The organism is Variovorax stachyos (assembly GCF_051400855.1).
Taxonomy (GTDB): Bacteria; Pseudomonadota; Gammaproteobacteria; order Burkholderiales; family Burkholderiaceae_C; genus Variovorax.
On record NZ_JBLFFN010000004.1, the window covers coordinates 121,359 to 134,505 of the forward strand.

At 64.6% G+C, this 13,147-nt stretch carries 15 protein-coding genes; 4 read left to right on the forward strand and 11 right to left on the reverse strand.

Translation table 11 applies throughout. From position 1 onward, the window contains the following. Nucleotides 1–7 precede the first annotated feature (7 nt). The 9 genes from ACMGEZ_RS08820 to ACMGEZ_RS08860 all read right to left on the reverse strand — a co-directional run bounded on the left by ACMGEZ_RS08820 (nt 8) and on the right by ACMGEZ_RS08860 (nt 7,870). Complete coding sequence (locus ACMGEZ_RS08820; protein WP_436821884.1) at nt 8–1,048, reverse strand: branched-chain amino acid ABC transporter permease; 1,041 nt, start codon at nt 1,046–1,048, stop codon at nt 8–10. 3 nt (nt 1,049–1,051) lie between these two features. Beyond that, nucleotides 1,052–1,945, reverse strand: coding sequence for a branched-chain amino acid ABC transporter permease (locus ACMGEZ_RS08825; protein ID WP_436821885.1), 894 nt, complete (start codon nt 1,943–1,945; stop codon nt 1,052–1,054). Next, complete coding sequence (locus ACMGEZ_RS08830; RefSeq protein WP_436822186.1) at nt 1,942–2,778, reverse strand: ABC transporter ATP-binding protein; 837 nt, start codon at nt 2,776–2,778, stop codon at nt 1,942–1,944. Before ACMGEZ_RS08830 ends, ACMGEZ_RS08825 begins: the two co-directional genes overlap by 4 nt. A gap of 117 nt (nt 2,779–2,895) precedes the next feature. Next, on the reverse strand, nt 2,896–4,149 hold the full coding sequence (locus tag ACMGEZ_RS08835) for a branched-chain amino acid ABC transporter substrate-binding protein (protein WP_436821886.1): 1,254 nt from the start codon (nt 4,147–4,149) through the stop codon (nt 2,896–2,898). 131 nt (nt 4,150–4,280) lie between these two features. Beyond that, the gene (locus ACMGEZ_RS08840; RefSeq protein ID WP_436821887.1) at nt 4,281–5,321 is read right to left on the reverse strand and encodes a L,D-transpeptidase family protein; all 1,041 of its coding nucleotides are present in this window, start codon (nt 5,319–5,321) and stop codon (nt 4,281–4,283) included. 122 nt (nt 5,322–5,443) lie between these two features. After that, on the reverse strand, nt 5,444–6,148 hold the full coding sequence (locus ACMGEZ_RS08845) for an enoyl-CoA hydratase-related protein (RefSeq protein WP_436821888.1): 705 nt from the start codon (nt 6,146–6,148) through the stop codon (nt 5,444–5,446). A gap of 15 nt (nt 6,149–6,163) precedes the next feature. After that, complete coding sequence (locus ACMGEZ_RS08850) at nt 6,164–6,382, reverse strand: hypothetical protein (protein ID WP_436821889.1); 219 nt, start codon at nt 6,380–6,382, stop codon at nt 6,164–6,166. 17 nt (nt 6,383–6,399) lie between these two features. After that, nucleotides 6,400–6,816 (reverse strand): response regulator transcription factor, encoded by a 417-nt coding sequence (locus ACMGEZ_RS08855; RefSeq protein ID WP_436821890.1) that lies wholly within the window; start codon nt 6,814–6,816, stop codon nt 6,400–6,402. A gap of 160 nt (nt 6,817–6,976) precedes the next feature. Continuing rightward, nucleotides 6,977–7,870, reverse strand: coding sequence for a LysR family transcriptional regulator (locus ACMGEZ_RS08860; RefSeq protein WP_436821891.1), 894 nt, complete (start codon nt 7,868–7,870; stop codon nt 6,977–6,979). A 133-nt stretch (nt 7,871–8,003) separates the two neighbouring features. On the opposite strand from ACMGEZ_RS08860, the gene ACMGEZ_RS08865 reads away from it, so the two are divergent. The 3 genes from ACMGEZ_RS08865 to ACMGEZ_RS08875 all read left to right on the forward strand — a co-directional run bounded on the left by ACMGEZ_RS08865 (nt 8,004) and on the right by ACMGEZ_RS08875 (nt 10,660). Then, nucleotides 8,004–8,999 (forward strand): tripartite tricarboxylate transporter substrate-binding protein, encoded by a 996-nt coding sequence (locus ACMGEZ_RS08865; protein ID WP_436821892.1) that lies wholly within the window; start codon nt 8,004–8,006, stop codon nt 8,997–8,999. Then, nucleotides 8,996–9,835, forward strand: coding sequence for a class I SAM-dependent methyltransferase (locus ACMGEZ_RS08870; RefSeq protein WP_436821893.1), 840 nt, complete (start codon nt 8,996–8,998; stop codon nt 9,833–9,835). The genes ACMGEZ_RS08865 and ACMGEZ_RS08870 overlap by 4 nt, the downstream gene beginning before the upstream one ends. A 207-nt stretch (nt 9,836–10,042) precedes the next feature. Beyond that, nucleotides 10,043–10,660, forward strand: a complete 618-nt coding sequence (locus tag ACMGEZ_RS08875) for a YdeI/OmpD-associated family protein (protein ID WP_436821894.1) — start codon at nt 10,043–10,045, stop codon at nt 10,658–10,660. Between the two features lie 119 nt (nt 10,661–10,779). Here ACMGEZ_RS08875 and ACMGEZ_RS08880 read toward each other — a convergent pair whose 3' ends face one another. Further along, nucleotides 10,780–11,178, reverse strand: a complete 399-nt coding sequence (locus ACMGEZ_RS08880) for a hypothetical protein (protein ID WP_436821895.1) — start codon at nt 11,176–11,178, stop codon at nt 10,780–10,782. A 118-nt stretch (nt 11,179–11,296) separates the two neighbouring features. Between ACMGEZ_RS08880 and ACMGEZ_RS08885 the strand changes: the two genes are divergently transcribed. Next, entirely contained in the window at nt 11,297–11,917 is a 621-nt protein-coding gene (locus tag ACMGEZ_RS08885; RefSeq protein ID WP_436821896.1) for a class I SAM-dependent methyltransferase, read from the forward strand. A 209-nt stretch (nt 11,918–12,126) separates the two neighbouring features. On the opposite strand, the gene ACMGEZ_RS08890 is transcribed toward ACMGEZ_RS08885, so the two are convergent. Beyond that, the gene (locus tag ACMGEZ_RS08890; protein ID WP_436821897.1) at nt 12,127–12,993 is read right to left on the reverse strand and encodes a pirin family protein; all 867 of its coding nucleotides are present in this window, start codon (nt 12,991–12,993) and stop codon (nt 12,127–12,129) included. Nucleotides 12,994–13,147: the final 154 nt, after the last annotated feature.

Consider the following 13,147-nt stretch of genomic DNA (forward strand, 5'->3'; position numbering starts at 1 on the left):
TGAGGTTTCAGGTGCGGAAGGGCCAGAGATGGAAGGTGCGACGCACGCGCCGCCAGATTTCGGCCAGCCCGTGCGGCTCGAAGACAAGAAACAGGACGATCAGCAGGCCGAAGACGATGGTGCGGACCGGTGACAGGTAGAGGGCGGCGTTGCCGGAAAGGGGCAGCCAGCCCATCACCAGCTTCAGCACCTCGGGCAGCAGGGTCATGAAAAGCGCACCGAAGATGCTTCCCAGCACCGTGCCCATGCCGCCGACGATGACGGCGGCCAGGAAGAAGATCGACATCACCAGCGGGAAGCTTTCGGGGGTGATGGCGCGGAAGAAGTACGCGAACAGTCCGCCCGCAACGCCCGCATAGAAGGAGGAGATGGCGAACGACAGCAGCTTGTAGGGCAGCAGGCGGATGCCCAGCACTTCGGCCGAGATGTCGCGGTCGCGGATGGCGATGAAGGCGCGGCCGATGCGGGTGCGAAACAGGTTGGCCGCCCCCACGAGCATCAACGCCGTGAGGGGAACCACCAGCCAGTAGAAGCGGAACGAGTTGTCGAGGTCGATGCCCGCCAGGCGCGCGGGCTGGATCGTCATGCCCGCGCTGCCGCCCGTCACCGTGGCCCAGTGGGAGAAGATGAAATGCGCCAGCACGCCGGCCGCAATGGTCGCGATGGCGAGGTACAGGCCCTTTACCCGCAAAGAGGGCAGGCCGACCACGATGCCGCAAGCCATTGCCACGCCGCCCGCAGCGAGCAGGTTGGGCAGGAAGTGCAGGCCATAGCGGCCCTGCAGCACTGCAACGGTGTACGCGCCGATGCCCATGAAGGCAGCCTGGCCCAGGCTCACCAGACCCGTATACCCGGTGAGCAGGTTCAGCCCGGTGGCGCTGGCCACGTTGATGGCAACCAGGCAGGCGAGATAGAGCCAGTATTCGTTGGCCACGAACGGGAAGACCGTCAGCAGGATGACAAGGACGGCGGCCCAGGCGCGTTGCGTGGAGGTGTCGAAGAGCGCCGTGTCGGCGGCGTAGCTTTCCTTGGCCGTTCCGATGCGCATCGTCTACAGCCTTTCTATTTCGTGGGTGCCGAACAGCCCGTAGGGGCGCACGAGCAGAATCAGCACGAGCAGGCTGAAGGTAGCCAGGATCTTGTACTCGCCACCCAGGTAGAAGCCGGCCACCGCCTCGATCACGCCCACCACGACGCCGCCGACGAGCGCCCCCAGTACGCTATCGAGCCCGCCGAAGATCACCACCACCAGCACGGACAGGCCGAACACCCCCATCACCGAGGAGATTCCGCCGATGGAGCCGACCACGATGCCGGCGACGCAGGCGATCATTGCCGCGGCGACCCAGGCGAGCGAGAACACCCGCGGCACGTTGATGCCCATGGAGTAGGCCGCAGCCTGGTCGGATGCTGTCGCCCGCAGTGCCACGCCGCCGCGCCAGAACCGGAACGCGAGCAGCACGGCAGCGATCAGCACCACGGCGATCCAGAAGCCATAGAAGACTTTCGCCGACAGCATGGCCTGCCCGATCACCACCGGCTTCCCCGTGATGAACTCGGGCAGCCGCTGCTGGTCCGCCGTCCAGATCAACTCCACCAGACCCACGAGAATGGACGAAAGCCCCACCGTGACCATGAACGAGGCGATGGGTGCCTCGCCAAGCATCGGGCGGATCATCGCGCGCTCGATGACGGCGCCGAATGCGCCGGAGACCAGCATGGCCGCGGGAATGGCCAACCAGATCGGCATTGCCAATCCGACGGAGAAGGCGAAGAAGATGTAGGCACCCATCATCAGCATTTCGCCGATGGCGATGTTCACGACCCGCGTCCCCTTGTAGATCATGACGAAGGCCAGGCCCGTGAGCGCGTAGAGGCCGCCCGCGCCCAGCCCGGAGAGCACGATCTCGGAGAGCAGCCACCAATCGATGCCGGTCGCGTTCATGCGGTCACCTGCGCCTTGCGCGCCGTTGCGCGGAATCTCTCGCGAAGGTGTTCGACGTTGCCCGATCCCAGATAGGCCTTGACCACTTCGGGGTTGCCCTGCACCTGGGCCGGTGCGCCGTGCGCGATCACCTGCCCGAAGTTGAGCACCACCACGTGGTCCGAGAGGTCCATCACCATGCCCATGTCGTGCTCCACCATGAGCACCGTCACACCCCAGTCCCGGCGCACCTCGAGGATGAAGCGCGCCATGTCCTCCGTCTCCTCGCGGTTCATGCCCGCCACGGGTTCGTCCAGCAGCAACAGGCGTGGCTTCATTGCGAGCGCGCGGGCAAGCTCGACCCGCTTTTGCAATCCGTAAGAAAGCGATGCCACCGGTGCCTTGCGAACGTGATCGATCTCGAGGAAGTCGATGATCCGTTCTTCGATCTCGACGCGCAGCTGCTCTTCCTCGCGGCGCGCCGCCGGCGAATAGAACAGCGCACCGAGCGGTCCTGTCCGCAGATGGCAGTGACGACCCAGCTTGATGTTGTCGAGCACCGTGAGGCCGCGAAACAATGCGATGTTCTGGAAGCTGCGAGCCAGCCCGAGAGCGGCACGCTTGGGCGCGGCGAGGCGGGTGATGTCCTTGTTGTCGAAAACGATCCGTCCCGCCAAGGGCCGGTAGAAGCCCGAGATGGTGTTGAAGACCGACGTCTTGCCTGCACCATTGGGACCGATGACCGAGGTGATCGTGCCCTCGCGAACCTCGAATCGAACCGAGCTGAGCGCCTTCACCCCGCCGAATGCCAGCGTGATGTCCTCAACTTGCAGCAGGGCGCGGGAATCGGTCAGGGTCTACTCTCGAGTAACGTAAGTTAATCTTAAGTAACATGACTGCCCGCAGCATATGGGGACAACCCCTGATCCGAGGAGCTAGGGCGGCAACCTGATCGCCATGCGGAGCAGCGCTCAGGCCGGAGGCCGGTTCATCTGGCAAGTCGTGGGCTGCGTGCTCTCGGCCGGGCTCCAAACCGCCTCGGAGCGAAAGCCGTAGCCGGTGTTCTCGGCATCATGTTTGACGCCCGGGCTGCCTTTCTTTGCCCATACGCCAAGGTAGATAGGCGCCTGCAGCTGGTGGTCGGTCGAGCGCATTTCGACCTCGCCCAACGGGCTCTGGTACTTCATGCCTTCGAGCGCGTAGGCGACCTTCTTGGGGTCGGTCGACTTGGCCTTCTGCATCGCCGCGCGCAGCATGTTCATCGCGTTCCAGTGCGCGGCGAAGATGAAGTCCTCGCCCGACTTCTGCTTGTAGGCGACGGCAATCTTCTCCAGCGCCGGTGTTGGCGCATTGCTGCCCCAGTTCCAGATCACGCTCACCTTGTCGACACCCCAGGAGCCCATCTGCGCTGGCACGCCAGGATTGTTGGCGTTCATCGTGTAGAAGTTGATGTTCAAGCCGAAGTCGCGCGCCGCCTTCAGCAACAGCCCGAGGTCACTGCCCCAGTTCGAAGTAATGACCGTGTCCGCGCCCGACGCCGCGATCTTCGCCACGTAGGGAGCGAAGTCACGCGTGGTAGCGATCGGTACGTAGTCTTCGCCGACCACCTCGATATCCGGACGCTTCTTGGCAAGGTAGGCGCGCGAGGCTTTGGCCACCTGCTGGCCGTGCGTGTAGTTCTGGTTGAACAGGTACACCTTCTTCACCTCCGGCTTCGTCTTCAGGTAGGTGGTCAGGGCTTCGATCTTCATCTCGCTCGACGGATAGAACCGGAAATGCCAGAAACTGCAGCGGTCGTTCGTCAGGCCCGGGTCCATCGCCGAATAGTTCAGGAACACCATCGCGCCGTCCACGTTGCGCTGGGCCTGCTTGTTGATAGCGTCGACCAGGGCGAAGGCGACTCCCGAGCCGCCGCCCTGCGTCACGTAGCGAATGTTCTGGTCGAACGCCGCCTTCAGCACGTTCGTGCTCTCCTGCGGCGTGCCCTTGCCATCGAAGGGAACGATCTCGAACTTCTGATCAGACGCGCCGGCCGTGGAATTGAGCTGACTCACTACCTCGCGCAGCTGGTTGAGCGAGCCTTGGCCACTGAGCGCGAATGGTCCCGACAATACATCGATGAACGCGATCTTCACCGTCTCCGCAGCGTGGGCCGCGAAACCGGCCGAGAGGGAGATGGCGCAAAGGGATGCGCGGGCGGCGCGCAAGAATCCGAACCTGTGCATGGTTGTCTCCGGTCGGTGGTTTGTGCCACGCACTCTAGGCCGCGCATGGCGGCGGCTGAGTCACTGATGGGACAGCCGAGGTTTGGGTGCAGGCCTCATTCGCCGTCGCGACATGTGCATCGGCAGTCCCTTCAGGCCTTGACCTCGACCGTGAAGCCCGCTTTCGCCAGCTGCGACAGGCGTGCCGCGTCCCAATTGGTCAGGTGAATGCAGCCATTGGTTGCCGCATGACCCACGCGATCCGGCGCCGGCGTGCCGTGGATGCCCCAGTGCGGCTTCGACAGCCCCAACCAGACGTTGCCGATCGGGTTGTTCGGACCTCCTGCGATGTCGACCTTCACCGCGCCTGCCGGCGCCTTCTTCAGGATCGCCGGGTCGTACGTGAAGGTGGGGTCCTTCACTTCGTTGATGATCTTCATCTTCCCCAAGGGCAGCGGGTCTAGAGGCCCGCCGATGCTGATGGGAAAGCCGGCGAGCGGCTTGCCCGACCCGTCGAGCACGAACAGCATGTGTTCGCTCTTGTCGATCTGAATCGACGCAGCGGCCTTGATGACACTGGAATCTGCCTTGCTCGTGACGTTGGCAACCACAATTTCCTCACCCGCCTCGAACTTGGCACCGACATTCAGGGTGACCAGGGCCTTGGGAGACATGTGGTGCTTCTCCGAAATGGCTTCCTTCAGGTTCTCATAGCTCGACGCTTTCATCTTGGCTCGCTCGGCCATCGTCCTGGGCGTTGCCGCATAGGGACCAGCCACGTCCTTCTCGGTGATCGCATAAATGGCGAACAGTGGCGCAGTGTCGGCCTTCAGCGCGGTCCACGTCGTGGCGTCGACCTTGCGGCTTTCCGCAAGACCCTTTGCCTGCTGGTAGGCCTTCACCACGCGGCGCATGTTGGCGCCGAAACCGCCGTCGATCTCGCCGGGCGAGAACCAGGCGCGATCGAGCAGGATCTGCGCTCGCATTACCGCGGCCCCGCGCGAGCCTTGCGCGAGCACCGGCGTCTCCTCGGCTGCATTGAGCCTGTCGAGCGCAGTGCGGCCCGACATGCCAAAAGGAATCTTCGGGTCTTGTTTCGTTGCCGCATGGGCAAGCCACGACGTGGCGCCTGTGGCGCTGACAGCAAGACAGGCCGCATTGCGGAACAAGATTCGACGTGACGGAATCATCATGGGAGCGGGCGAAACGCAGCGACGCCTTTCGGACCATACGGTTCGCACCGCTTGCGAGATGTAGTCTCAAACGGACATCAAGCTTCGGCCTGCGCCGCATCCATCCGAGCCATGCGCTTCGTTCATGATGAATGGCGGGCAGCCGACGGCGCCGCGAGCGGAGGCACGAAGATCGGCGCGTTCAGCGCCATTCGGCCGAGGATCGTTTCCGCACGGGGGATGAGCTGGTCTGCATCGACAATCTCGTCGACCAGGCCGTTCCGGTGTGCTTCCCTCGCGTCTATCGTGTCCGCGGTAAGAATGAGCTGCAGCGCACGGCCCTTGCCGACGAGACGCAGGAGGCGCTGCGTTCCACCGAAGCCGCGAACGAAGGCCTTCGCCTGCGGCCCGCCGAATCTCACATGCGCCGTTGCAAGACGCAAGGTGCATGACATCGCCAGTTCGCACCCTTCGCCCGATGCGAAACCATTCATGGCGGCGATCACCGGCTTGCCGAGATGCTCGATCAGATTGAACGCAAGCCGTCCGCTGCGCGTGAACGCTTGCGCTTCCACGGCGGAGATCGACACGTCCTCGGTGAGATCGGCCCCGGTGGCGAAGGCCTTGTCGCCCGCCCCGGTCACGATCACGCCTTGAATGGCGGGGTCCGCCTGCGCGTCCTTCATCACCGATCTCAGGTCCTCGAGCGCCGTGTGGGTCAGTGCGTTCATCGCCTGCGGGCGGTTGATCGTGACGTAAGCGATGCCCGCCCTCTTTTCATAGAGGAGGTTCTGCAGCAATTCAAGTGGCACCCCGCCGTCCGGGAATTCGTCCGATTCATCGCACATGGCTCTGTTCCTGCCTTAGGTCTGCGAGGCCAGCACGCTGGGCCATCCGTAGTCGCGGCCCGTCAGTGCGCGTGCAAGCAGGTAGTTGTTCCGGGCGCGCTCGCTCAGGCTGTCCATGTGCACCGATCCACTGGCATCACAGGGAAAAGACAGGGCGCAGCCGGTACCGCTGAGCGAGGGAAAGTGCAGCTCGAAGGCAGACGGTGCAGCGGATGAGTGGAATGCGGAGGGCATCGCGATCTCCTCGTGGTTCAGTTCGATGAAGCAGTTCCGGGAAACGGAGTTGTGCGCCCCACGCGGCCAACGCGAAGGGCGGTCTCAATGCATGCAAGGAGCTCTTCCGGGCTGAAGGGCTTGGCGAGAAAGCAGATCACCCCCGTCGACAAGGCCCGGGAGCGTACCCGTTCGTCGGGGTGCGCGGTGATGAGGACCGTAGGAATCGGGGTGCCGGCGGCGGCGAGCTGGCCGTGCAGCTCGAGCCCGGTCATTCCGGGCATCCGCATGTCGGCGACGAGGCAATGGACGGCGCGCACATTCTTGGACTGCAGGAAGCTTTCGGCCGAGTCGAATGTGGCGGCGCACAAGCCAGCGGAGTCGAGCAGGTCCTTCGTGGTGTCTCGCACCGCCTCATCGTCGTCCACAATCGCCACGGTCGTGTTGGTGCGCATTTGGATCTCCTTGCCGGCCGAGTGACCGTTGACGCAAGACTAGACCGGGCGGGCAGGCAGGACCATTGGACGTTTGTCACGCGCTCTACGACTTTGGTTTAGGCGCCTGTGGCCTCCTCGAAGCAAGTCTGGGCTGATGGCGTCCCCCCACGAGACCTCACTAGCCAGTGATGATCGGTTTGAGCGCGTCGATCTCCGCGGCAATGAAGTCGAAGAATGCGCTGACGCGGGCCGTCTTCCGAATCTCGGGCATCGCGAGCAGCCGCCAGTCCCGCGACAGCGCCGGTATGGGACCGAGAACCCGGACCAGCTCCGTGTCGGAATCCCCAAGCGCTGTCGGCAGCGGCGCAATGCCTACACCGGCCTTCACCGACAGCAGGAGACCGAGCACACTTCCGCTGCGGGCCACGATGTTCGCGTCCGGTGCAACCTGATGCAGCCACTGGCTTGCGCGGTGACCCGCCATGCTCTCTTCAAACCCCGCGAGAGGGTGTGCCTGCATTTCCTCGATGGACGAAGGTTTGCCGTGGCGCGCCACGTAGTCCCGGCTCGCATAGACGGCCCACAGCGAGTCGCCGACCTTGCGACCGACCAGCACGGCATCGTCTGTATCGCCTGAACGCAGTGCGACGTCGGCGTCGCCAGTGCGCAGGTCGACGTACTTGTCGCTCATCACGAACTCCACACGCAGCGCGGGGTGCAGCGCATGGAAGCGATCCAGCAGCCCGGAACGCGTCAACCGATTCACGAGCGGCTCCGGGCAGGTGAGCCGGATCACACCCGCCGCATTGCGCTTCGAGGCGGCCAGCACCTGTTCGAACTCGCCCACGGCCCGCTCGACCATACGAGCGGCTTCCAGCACCTCGGTGCCGAAGTCGGTGAGCCTGTAGCCGGTGGTATGACGCTGCACCAGCGCGCGGCCGATATGCCGCTCCAGCGCGGTCAGCCGTCGCTGCACCGTCGACTGATCGACATCGAGGGCCCGGCCCGCGGCCAGCGTGCTGCCATGCTGCGCCACAGCCACGAAATACTTCAGGTCGTTCCAATCGAGCATCGCCCGTTATGCACTATTGCGGCCCCGTTCTGCAAGTCCGCGCCTTGTGGCCCATGGAGCGCCCGCTTACGCTGAAGTTGCTACATCACTTTCGAGGCCGCCCATGACGACAAGCCCACTCACGAATGACCACATGCCACGGCGCCGCGTGCTGATTGCCGCTGCCGTCGCAGCGGGTGCGGCAGTCTGCCATCTGGCTTCCCTCGGGCAAACGGCGCTCCCGGCGAAGCAGGAACGCCTTCGCGTCATTTGCACCGGTCCCGCGGGCAGCGTGCCGGACATCGTTGCGCGGGCCTTCGGCGAGGCACTTGTCGGTGTCTTCGCACAGCAGGTCGTCGTCGACAACCGGCCCGGCGCGGCAGGTCAGATCGCGGTCCAGGCGCTGAAGTCGGCGCCGCCCGATGGCTCTACCTGGCTGCTGGGCCAGGGCGCGATCGCCAGCCTCTACCCTACGTTGTACGGAAAGCTCGGCTACGACCCTGCGCGGGATCTCGTGCCCGTGTCGCTGGCTGCAGAGATGAATCTTGGCGTGGCCGTGGGCAATGCCGTGCCGCCGGAGGTCGCCGACACCAAGATGTTGATCGAGTGGATGCGGCGCCATCCCGGCGAGGCCAACGCAGCCTCGCCGGGCACGGGCACCCTGCCGCACATTCTCGAGGTCATGCTGTTCGACCAGGCCGGGCTGGACTGGCGCCATGTTCCCTATCCGGGCGGTCCGCCCGCCATGGCGGCGCTCCTTGGCGGGCAGGTCGCCGTACTCGTGCTTCCGGAAGGCCTCCTGCTGCCGCAACTCGCCAGCGGTCGTCTGCGGTTGCTCGGCACTTCGGGACGTGAGCGCAGCCGCTTCTCGCCCGCAGTGCCCACGCTCGCCGAACAGGGCCACGCGCGATCGGTGATGCGCGAGTGGTTCGCCTTTTTCGCACCGGCTGGCACACCCCCGAACATCGCGGAACAGGCGTCCGAGGCGGTCGGCAAGGTCGTGGCGCGCGCCGGACTGACACGCCGACTCGAGGATGCGGCCATGACGGCGGCCCCAAGCTCGCCCGCACAATTGGCCGCGAAGGTAGAGGACGACCGCCGGGCCTGGGCGCCCCTGCTGATCGACGCTGGAATCAGGGGGGACGCATGACGGACGCGGTCGTGAGGGCCTGGGACCGGGCCGCCGAGGGCTGGTCCAGGAGCACGCCGATCGTTCATGCGTGGTTGCGAGAGGCAACCGCAGCGATGCTGTCCAAGGCGCGACTCCGGCCGGGTGCACGCGTACTCGATCTGGCCGCGGGCGCGGGCGACCAGACGAAGGACATCGCACTCGCGGTCGGGCCGACGGGCGACGTGCTGGCGACCGACATCTCACCGAAGATCTTGGACTTCGCGCGCGAGCGCATCGAAGCGGCCGGCCTGACCAACGTGCGCTTCGCCGTCGCAGACGCGGAGCAGCCGATTCATGCAGAGGCGTGTTTCGATGCGGTGATGTGCAGGCTCGGGCTCATGTTCTGCATGAACCCGGCCACGGCGCTGGCCGCGACATTCAAGGTCCTGCGGCCGGGTGGTCGCTTCGTCGCGCTGGTGTTCGGTGACCCTGCGAACAATCCTTGCATCACGACCATGATGAAGGTGGCCCGCAAGCACCGGGGGTTGAGCGGTTTCGTCTCGCCCTATGCCGATGGCGGTCTGTTCAGCCTTGCGGCGCCGGGCAGACTTGTCAGCCTTTTGACGGCGGCTGGCTATGTCGAGGTTGCAGTGGAATCGCTTGCGGCGCCAATCGAACTCTCCGATGCCGCTGCCTACGTCGCCTTCGTTCGAAGTTCGGGTTCACCGATCATGGAAGTCCTCGCGCCGCTGGATGCGACGGCCAGAGAGTCGGCGTGGCGAGAAATGGAGGATGCGCTCCAGCAATTTCGCGGCGACCAGCGCTGGCTGGGGCCAAACGAACTCTTGCTCGCCTCGGCGACGCGAGCGGGCTGAGGCCAGGGCGGAAGGTTTGATCGTCACAGTCCGGAGTTCGGTCCAGGTGCCGGCAGCTTTGCGGCGATTGCCGGCGCCTATCGAGTCGCGATGTGACTCTGCGCTGCGTCGGCGAGCTCGAGAAGGTTGTGAGTCGAAGCGGTACGTTGCAGGGCGTTCCACACCGTGCAGCGAACCGCGCTGGCTCTCTGCGGCACACTCCATGCGATGCCCGCCGCCAAATCCGCCATCCAACCCGACTCCTCCCCGACCTTGTTCAAGAGCGCCAAGGCTTTCGAGACCTGGCTGAAGAAGAATCACGCCACCTCCGACGGCCTCTGGCTCAAGATCGCGAAGCGGGGCGCCAATGAACCCAGCGTCACCTACCCCGAGGCTGTGGAAATCGCGCTCTGCTGGGGCTGGATCGACGGCCAGAAGAAGGGCCTCGACGACCAGCACTTTCTCCAGCGCTTCACGCCGCGGCGCGCGCGCAGCACCTGGTCGAAGATCAACGTCGACAAGGTCGCGGCGCTCATCGAGGCGGGCCGCATGCAGGCGCCGGGCTACGCGCAGATCGAGGCCGCTAAGGCCGACGGACGCTGGGCGCGGGCCTACGACGGAGCGCGCACGTCCGCGGTGCCGGAGGACCTGCTGGCAGCGCTGGAAGCCGAGCCGAGGGCCAAGGCCTTCTTTGCAACAATCAACGCGGCCAATCGCTACGCGGTGCTGTGGCGCATCCAGACGGCCGTGAAGGCCGAGACGCGCGTCAGGCGCATCGCCCAGCTGGTGGAGAAGCTCGCGCGCGGCGAGACCATCCACATCTTCAAGCCCGGTGCCAAGGCATGACCGTGAGGTTCACGCGTGGTCTCCTGGGTTACACCTCTTGAAGCGCGGCCACGAGGCTTCACCGGATGCCACCGACGGGCTCGGCACTTCCCAATTTGGTTGCGGGGCACTGCCGGGGCCTAAAAGTTCGCCGTCGTGGTGGTGTGGTATCCGGTGAGCCTGCCGCCCTGGGTCGCCTCAGCGCCGCGTGCCTTCCTGGTTGAAAAGACCAGTGTCGCGGCCGTCACTCCGAACAGTGCGAGCAGGGTCCATGCACCGAAAGCGTAGACCAGGCCAATCGGTACGAGAGCAGCAAGAATGAAAAAAAGTGCCCTGAACATGCCTTCAGTTTGCCTCCCCGCGGCCATCTTGTATCGTGAAGAAGTGGACGCACGGCACAGAAGTTGGTCGAACGCGGGCTTCGTCAGGCGGGTGGCTGAAGCATCGCCAAAGAAGAAGCGCAGAAGCTCCACGAACGAAGGAAAGCGAGCGTCGAGCTGACCATCCTTCAGCAAAGCGTCGCCGCCTTCGAAGGCCACGTGGTAGACCTGTTCAGCCGCAATGCCGTAGACCACCGCTCGACCGAGGGCAGAATGCGACCCAAGAGACGCCCCCACACCATCGGCGGCGATTGTCTCATTCCATCTGTCTCAGTTCATGACCTCTGAAGTTCCAGGTGCCGCCGGCTATGCCGTCAACGCATCCGTCCTAGCTTCTCAGTATGAGAGCATCACTTTCGCCCAGGTGCATAGGGACCTTATTCATCTGTTCCCCACGTCCCCCGTCATGGTGTTGGACATCGGCGCTGGGTCCGGTCGTGATGCCGCGGAACTGTCTCGCCGAGGACATCGGGTGGTTGCAGTTGAACCGACCGACGAGCTTCGCCGCGAAGGTCAACGCCTCCACGGCGCGCTGGCAATCGACTGGGTGGACGACCACCTGCCAACGCTGTACGTGCTTCGGCAATCCAAACGCCAGTTCGACCTTGTCTTGCTTACGGCCGTGTGGATGCACCTCGACCCGAAGGAGCGAGAGGTGGCCATGGAAGCCCTGGCCGACCTGGTTGCAGTTGGCGGGCAAGTATTGATGTCGCTCCGACACGGGCCAGTTCCTCAAGGCCGAAGAATGTTTGACGTTTCTGCTGAGGACACGGCAAGCTTGGCTGCGGTGCACGGACTGTCCTGCCATCATCGCAGTGAGCGTGAGGACATGCTTGGGCGAGGGGATGTGAGATGGAGCTTTCTTGCATTGCACCGACCCCGCAGCCCGAATGCGTGATCGCGGCGCGACCGGTTGCGTTGCAGATTGCCCCTCGAGGACGGCACGGACTCAGTCGACGAGGTCTACGTGAATCCGACCCCGAAGCCCATGACCGCAAGCGACCTTCGCATCGAAGGTCGAAGTGTCGGGGTGACAAGGTCAACGTCACTCGCGAAGTCGACGCAGCGCCTGCAGGGCGGCGACAGGCAATGCGAAAACTCGTCGAGTTATCGATAAACCGGCACGCTTCCCGATTCAGTGCGCCGGTCGCCCGCGGCCACCATGGTCCGGTAGAGCTCGTCGATGTGCCGCTCGCCGGCACGCAGCGCAGCGTCGGACGTATGGACGGAATAGTTGCCCAGGTGCAGCTCGTGAAGGTGGGGCACGGCGGAACCCAGGACGAACACGGCGTCCTCGTTGTGCGTGTTGGCCAGCGCGATCGCCGCCTCGCCGTGCTCGAACACGGCCATCTCCCCTGAAGAGATCGGGGCTCCTGCATCCAACGCACCCGAGGCAACCGCGATCCACCCGACTGAATGCCCCGGCGGCGGCTGGTAAACCCAAGACTCGCCCGGCGCAAGCGTGACCAGGAGATAGTTGACGCCCGTGAACGCGGGGACTGGGCTTTGCACGCCGGCGTAACTGCCAACGACGACATGGGCCGGCCCACTGCGCGGCATGCTGCGAGCCTCGATGTAGCGGCTTTGCGGCTCGCCGTTCTCCAGCTCCGGTGGCAGCGCCAGCCAGAGCTGAAAGCCTTGTACCCTGCCCGTATCGGCACGGGACATTTCCTGCCCGTGCCAGACTCCACCGCCCGCCCGCATCCATTCGACGCCGCCGTAGTCGAGCGTGCCGGAACCGGAAGCGGGGTCGTCGAAGCGCAGGCGGCCCTGCGTCAGCACGGTCACGGTGGCAATCCCCGAGTGCGGATGAATCGGCATCTTCCCGCCAGCGCTCCCGCCCATGTCGAAGATGTCGAGGAAGACGAAGGGCTTGAGGATCTGCCCCAGATCCGAGGGACTCATGAGCCGCGTGATCGGACCGTGGCCATGGCCGCGGGTGAGATGCACGATGTGGCGTTGCGGTGAAGACATGGCACTAGCTCCCCGCATGGACGCCGGACCTTCCCGCGGCCGTGGCGGCCACGACGAGAAGGCCCGCGTAGCGAGATGCGCTTGTGGGAGGCGTCAACGAAATGGAGGAAGAGTTCATCACTCCATCGTAGGGTTCCTCTTTGTGGTCCGCTAG

Excerpts from the sequence above, each read along its gene's own strand:
- ACMGEZ_RS08820 (WP_436821884.1), bottom strand. The coding sequence starts at position 1,048 with ATGCGCATCGGAACGGCCAAGGAAAGCTACGCCGCCGACACGGCGCTC.
- ACMGEZ_RS08825 (WP_436821885.1), bottom strand. The coding sequence starts at position 1,945 with ATGAACGCGACCGGCATCGATTGGTGGCTGCTCTCCGAGATCGTGCTC.
- ACMGEZ_RS08835 (WP_436821886.1), bottom strand. The coding sequence starts at position 4,149 with ATGCACAGGTTCGGATTCTTGCGCGCCGCCCGCGCATCCCTTTGCGCC.
- ACMGEZ_RS08840 (WP_436821887.1), bottom strand. The coding sequence starts at position 5,321 with ATGATGATTCCGTCACGTCGAATCTTGTTCCGCAATGCGGCCTGTCTT.
- ACMGEZ_RS08845 (WP_436821888.1), bottom strand. The coding sequence starts at position 6,148 with ATGTGCGATGAATCGGACGAATTCCCGGACGGCGGGGTGCCACTTGAA.
- ACMGEZ_RS08850 (WP_436821889.1), bottom strand. The coding sequence starts at position 6,382 with ATGCCCTCCGCATTCCACTCATCCGCTGCACCGTCTGCCTTCGAGCTG.
- ACMGEZ_RS08855 (WP_436821890.1), bottom strand. The coding sequence starts at position 6,816 with ATGCGCACCAACACGACCGTGGCGATTGTGGACGACGATGAGGCGGTG.
- ACMGEZ_RS08860 (WP_436821891.1), bottom strand. The coding sequence starts at position 7,870 with ATGCTCGATTGGAACGACCTGAAGTATTTCGTGGCTGTGGCGCAGCAT.
- ACMGEZ_RS08865 (WP_436821892.1), top strand. The coding sequence starts at position 8,004 with ATGCCACGGCGCCGCGTGCTGATTGCCGCTGCCGTCGCAGCGGGTGCG.
- ACMGEZ_RS08870 (WP_436821893.1), top strand. The coding sequence starts at position 8,996 with ATGACGGACGCGGTCGTGAGGGCCTGGGACCGGGCCGCCGAGGGCTGG.
- ACMGEZ_RS08875 (WP_436821894.1), top strand. The coding sequence starts at position 10,043 with ATGCCCGCCGCCAAATCCGCCATCCAACCCGACTCCTCCCCGACCTTG.
- ACMGEZ_RS08885 (WP_436821896.1), top strand. The coding sequence starts at position 11,297 with ATGACCTCTGAAGTTCCAGGTGCCGCCGGCTATGCCGTCAACGCATCC.
- ACMGEZ_RS08890 (WP_436821897.1), bottom strand. The coding sequence starts at position 12,993 with ATGTCTTCACCGCAACGCCACATCGTGCATCTCACCCGCGGCCATGGC.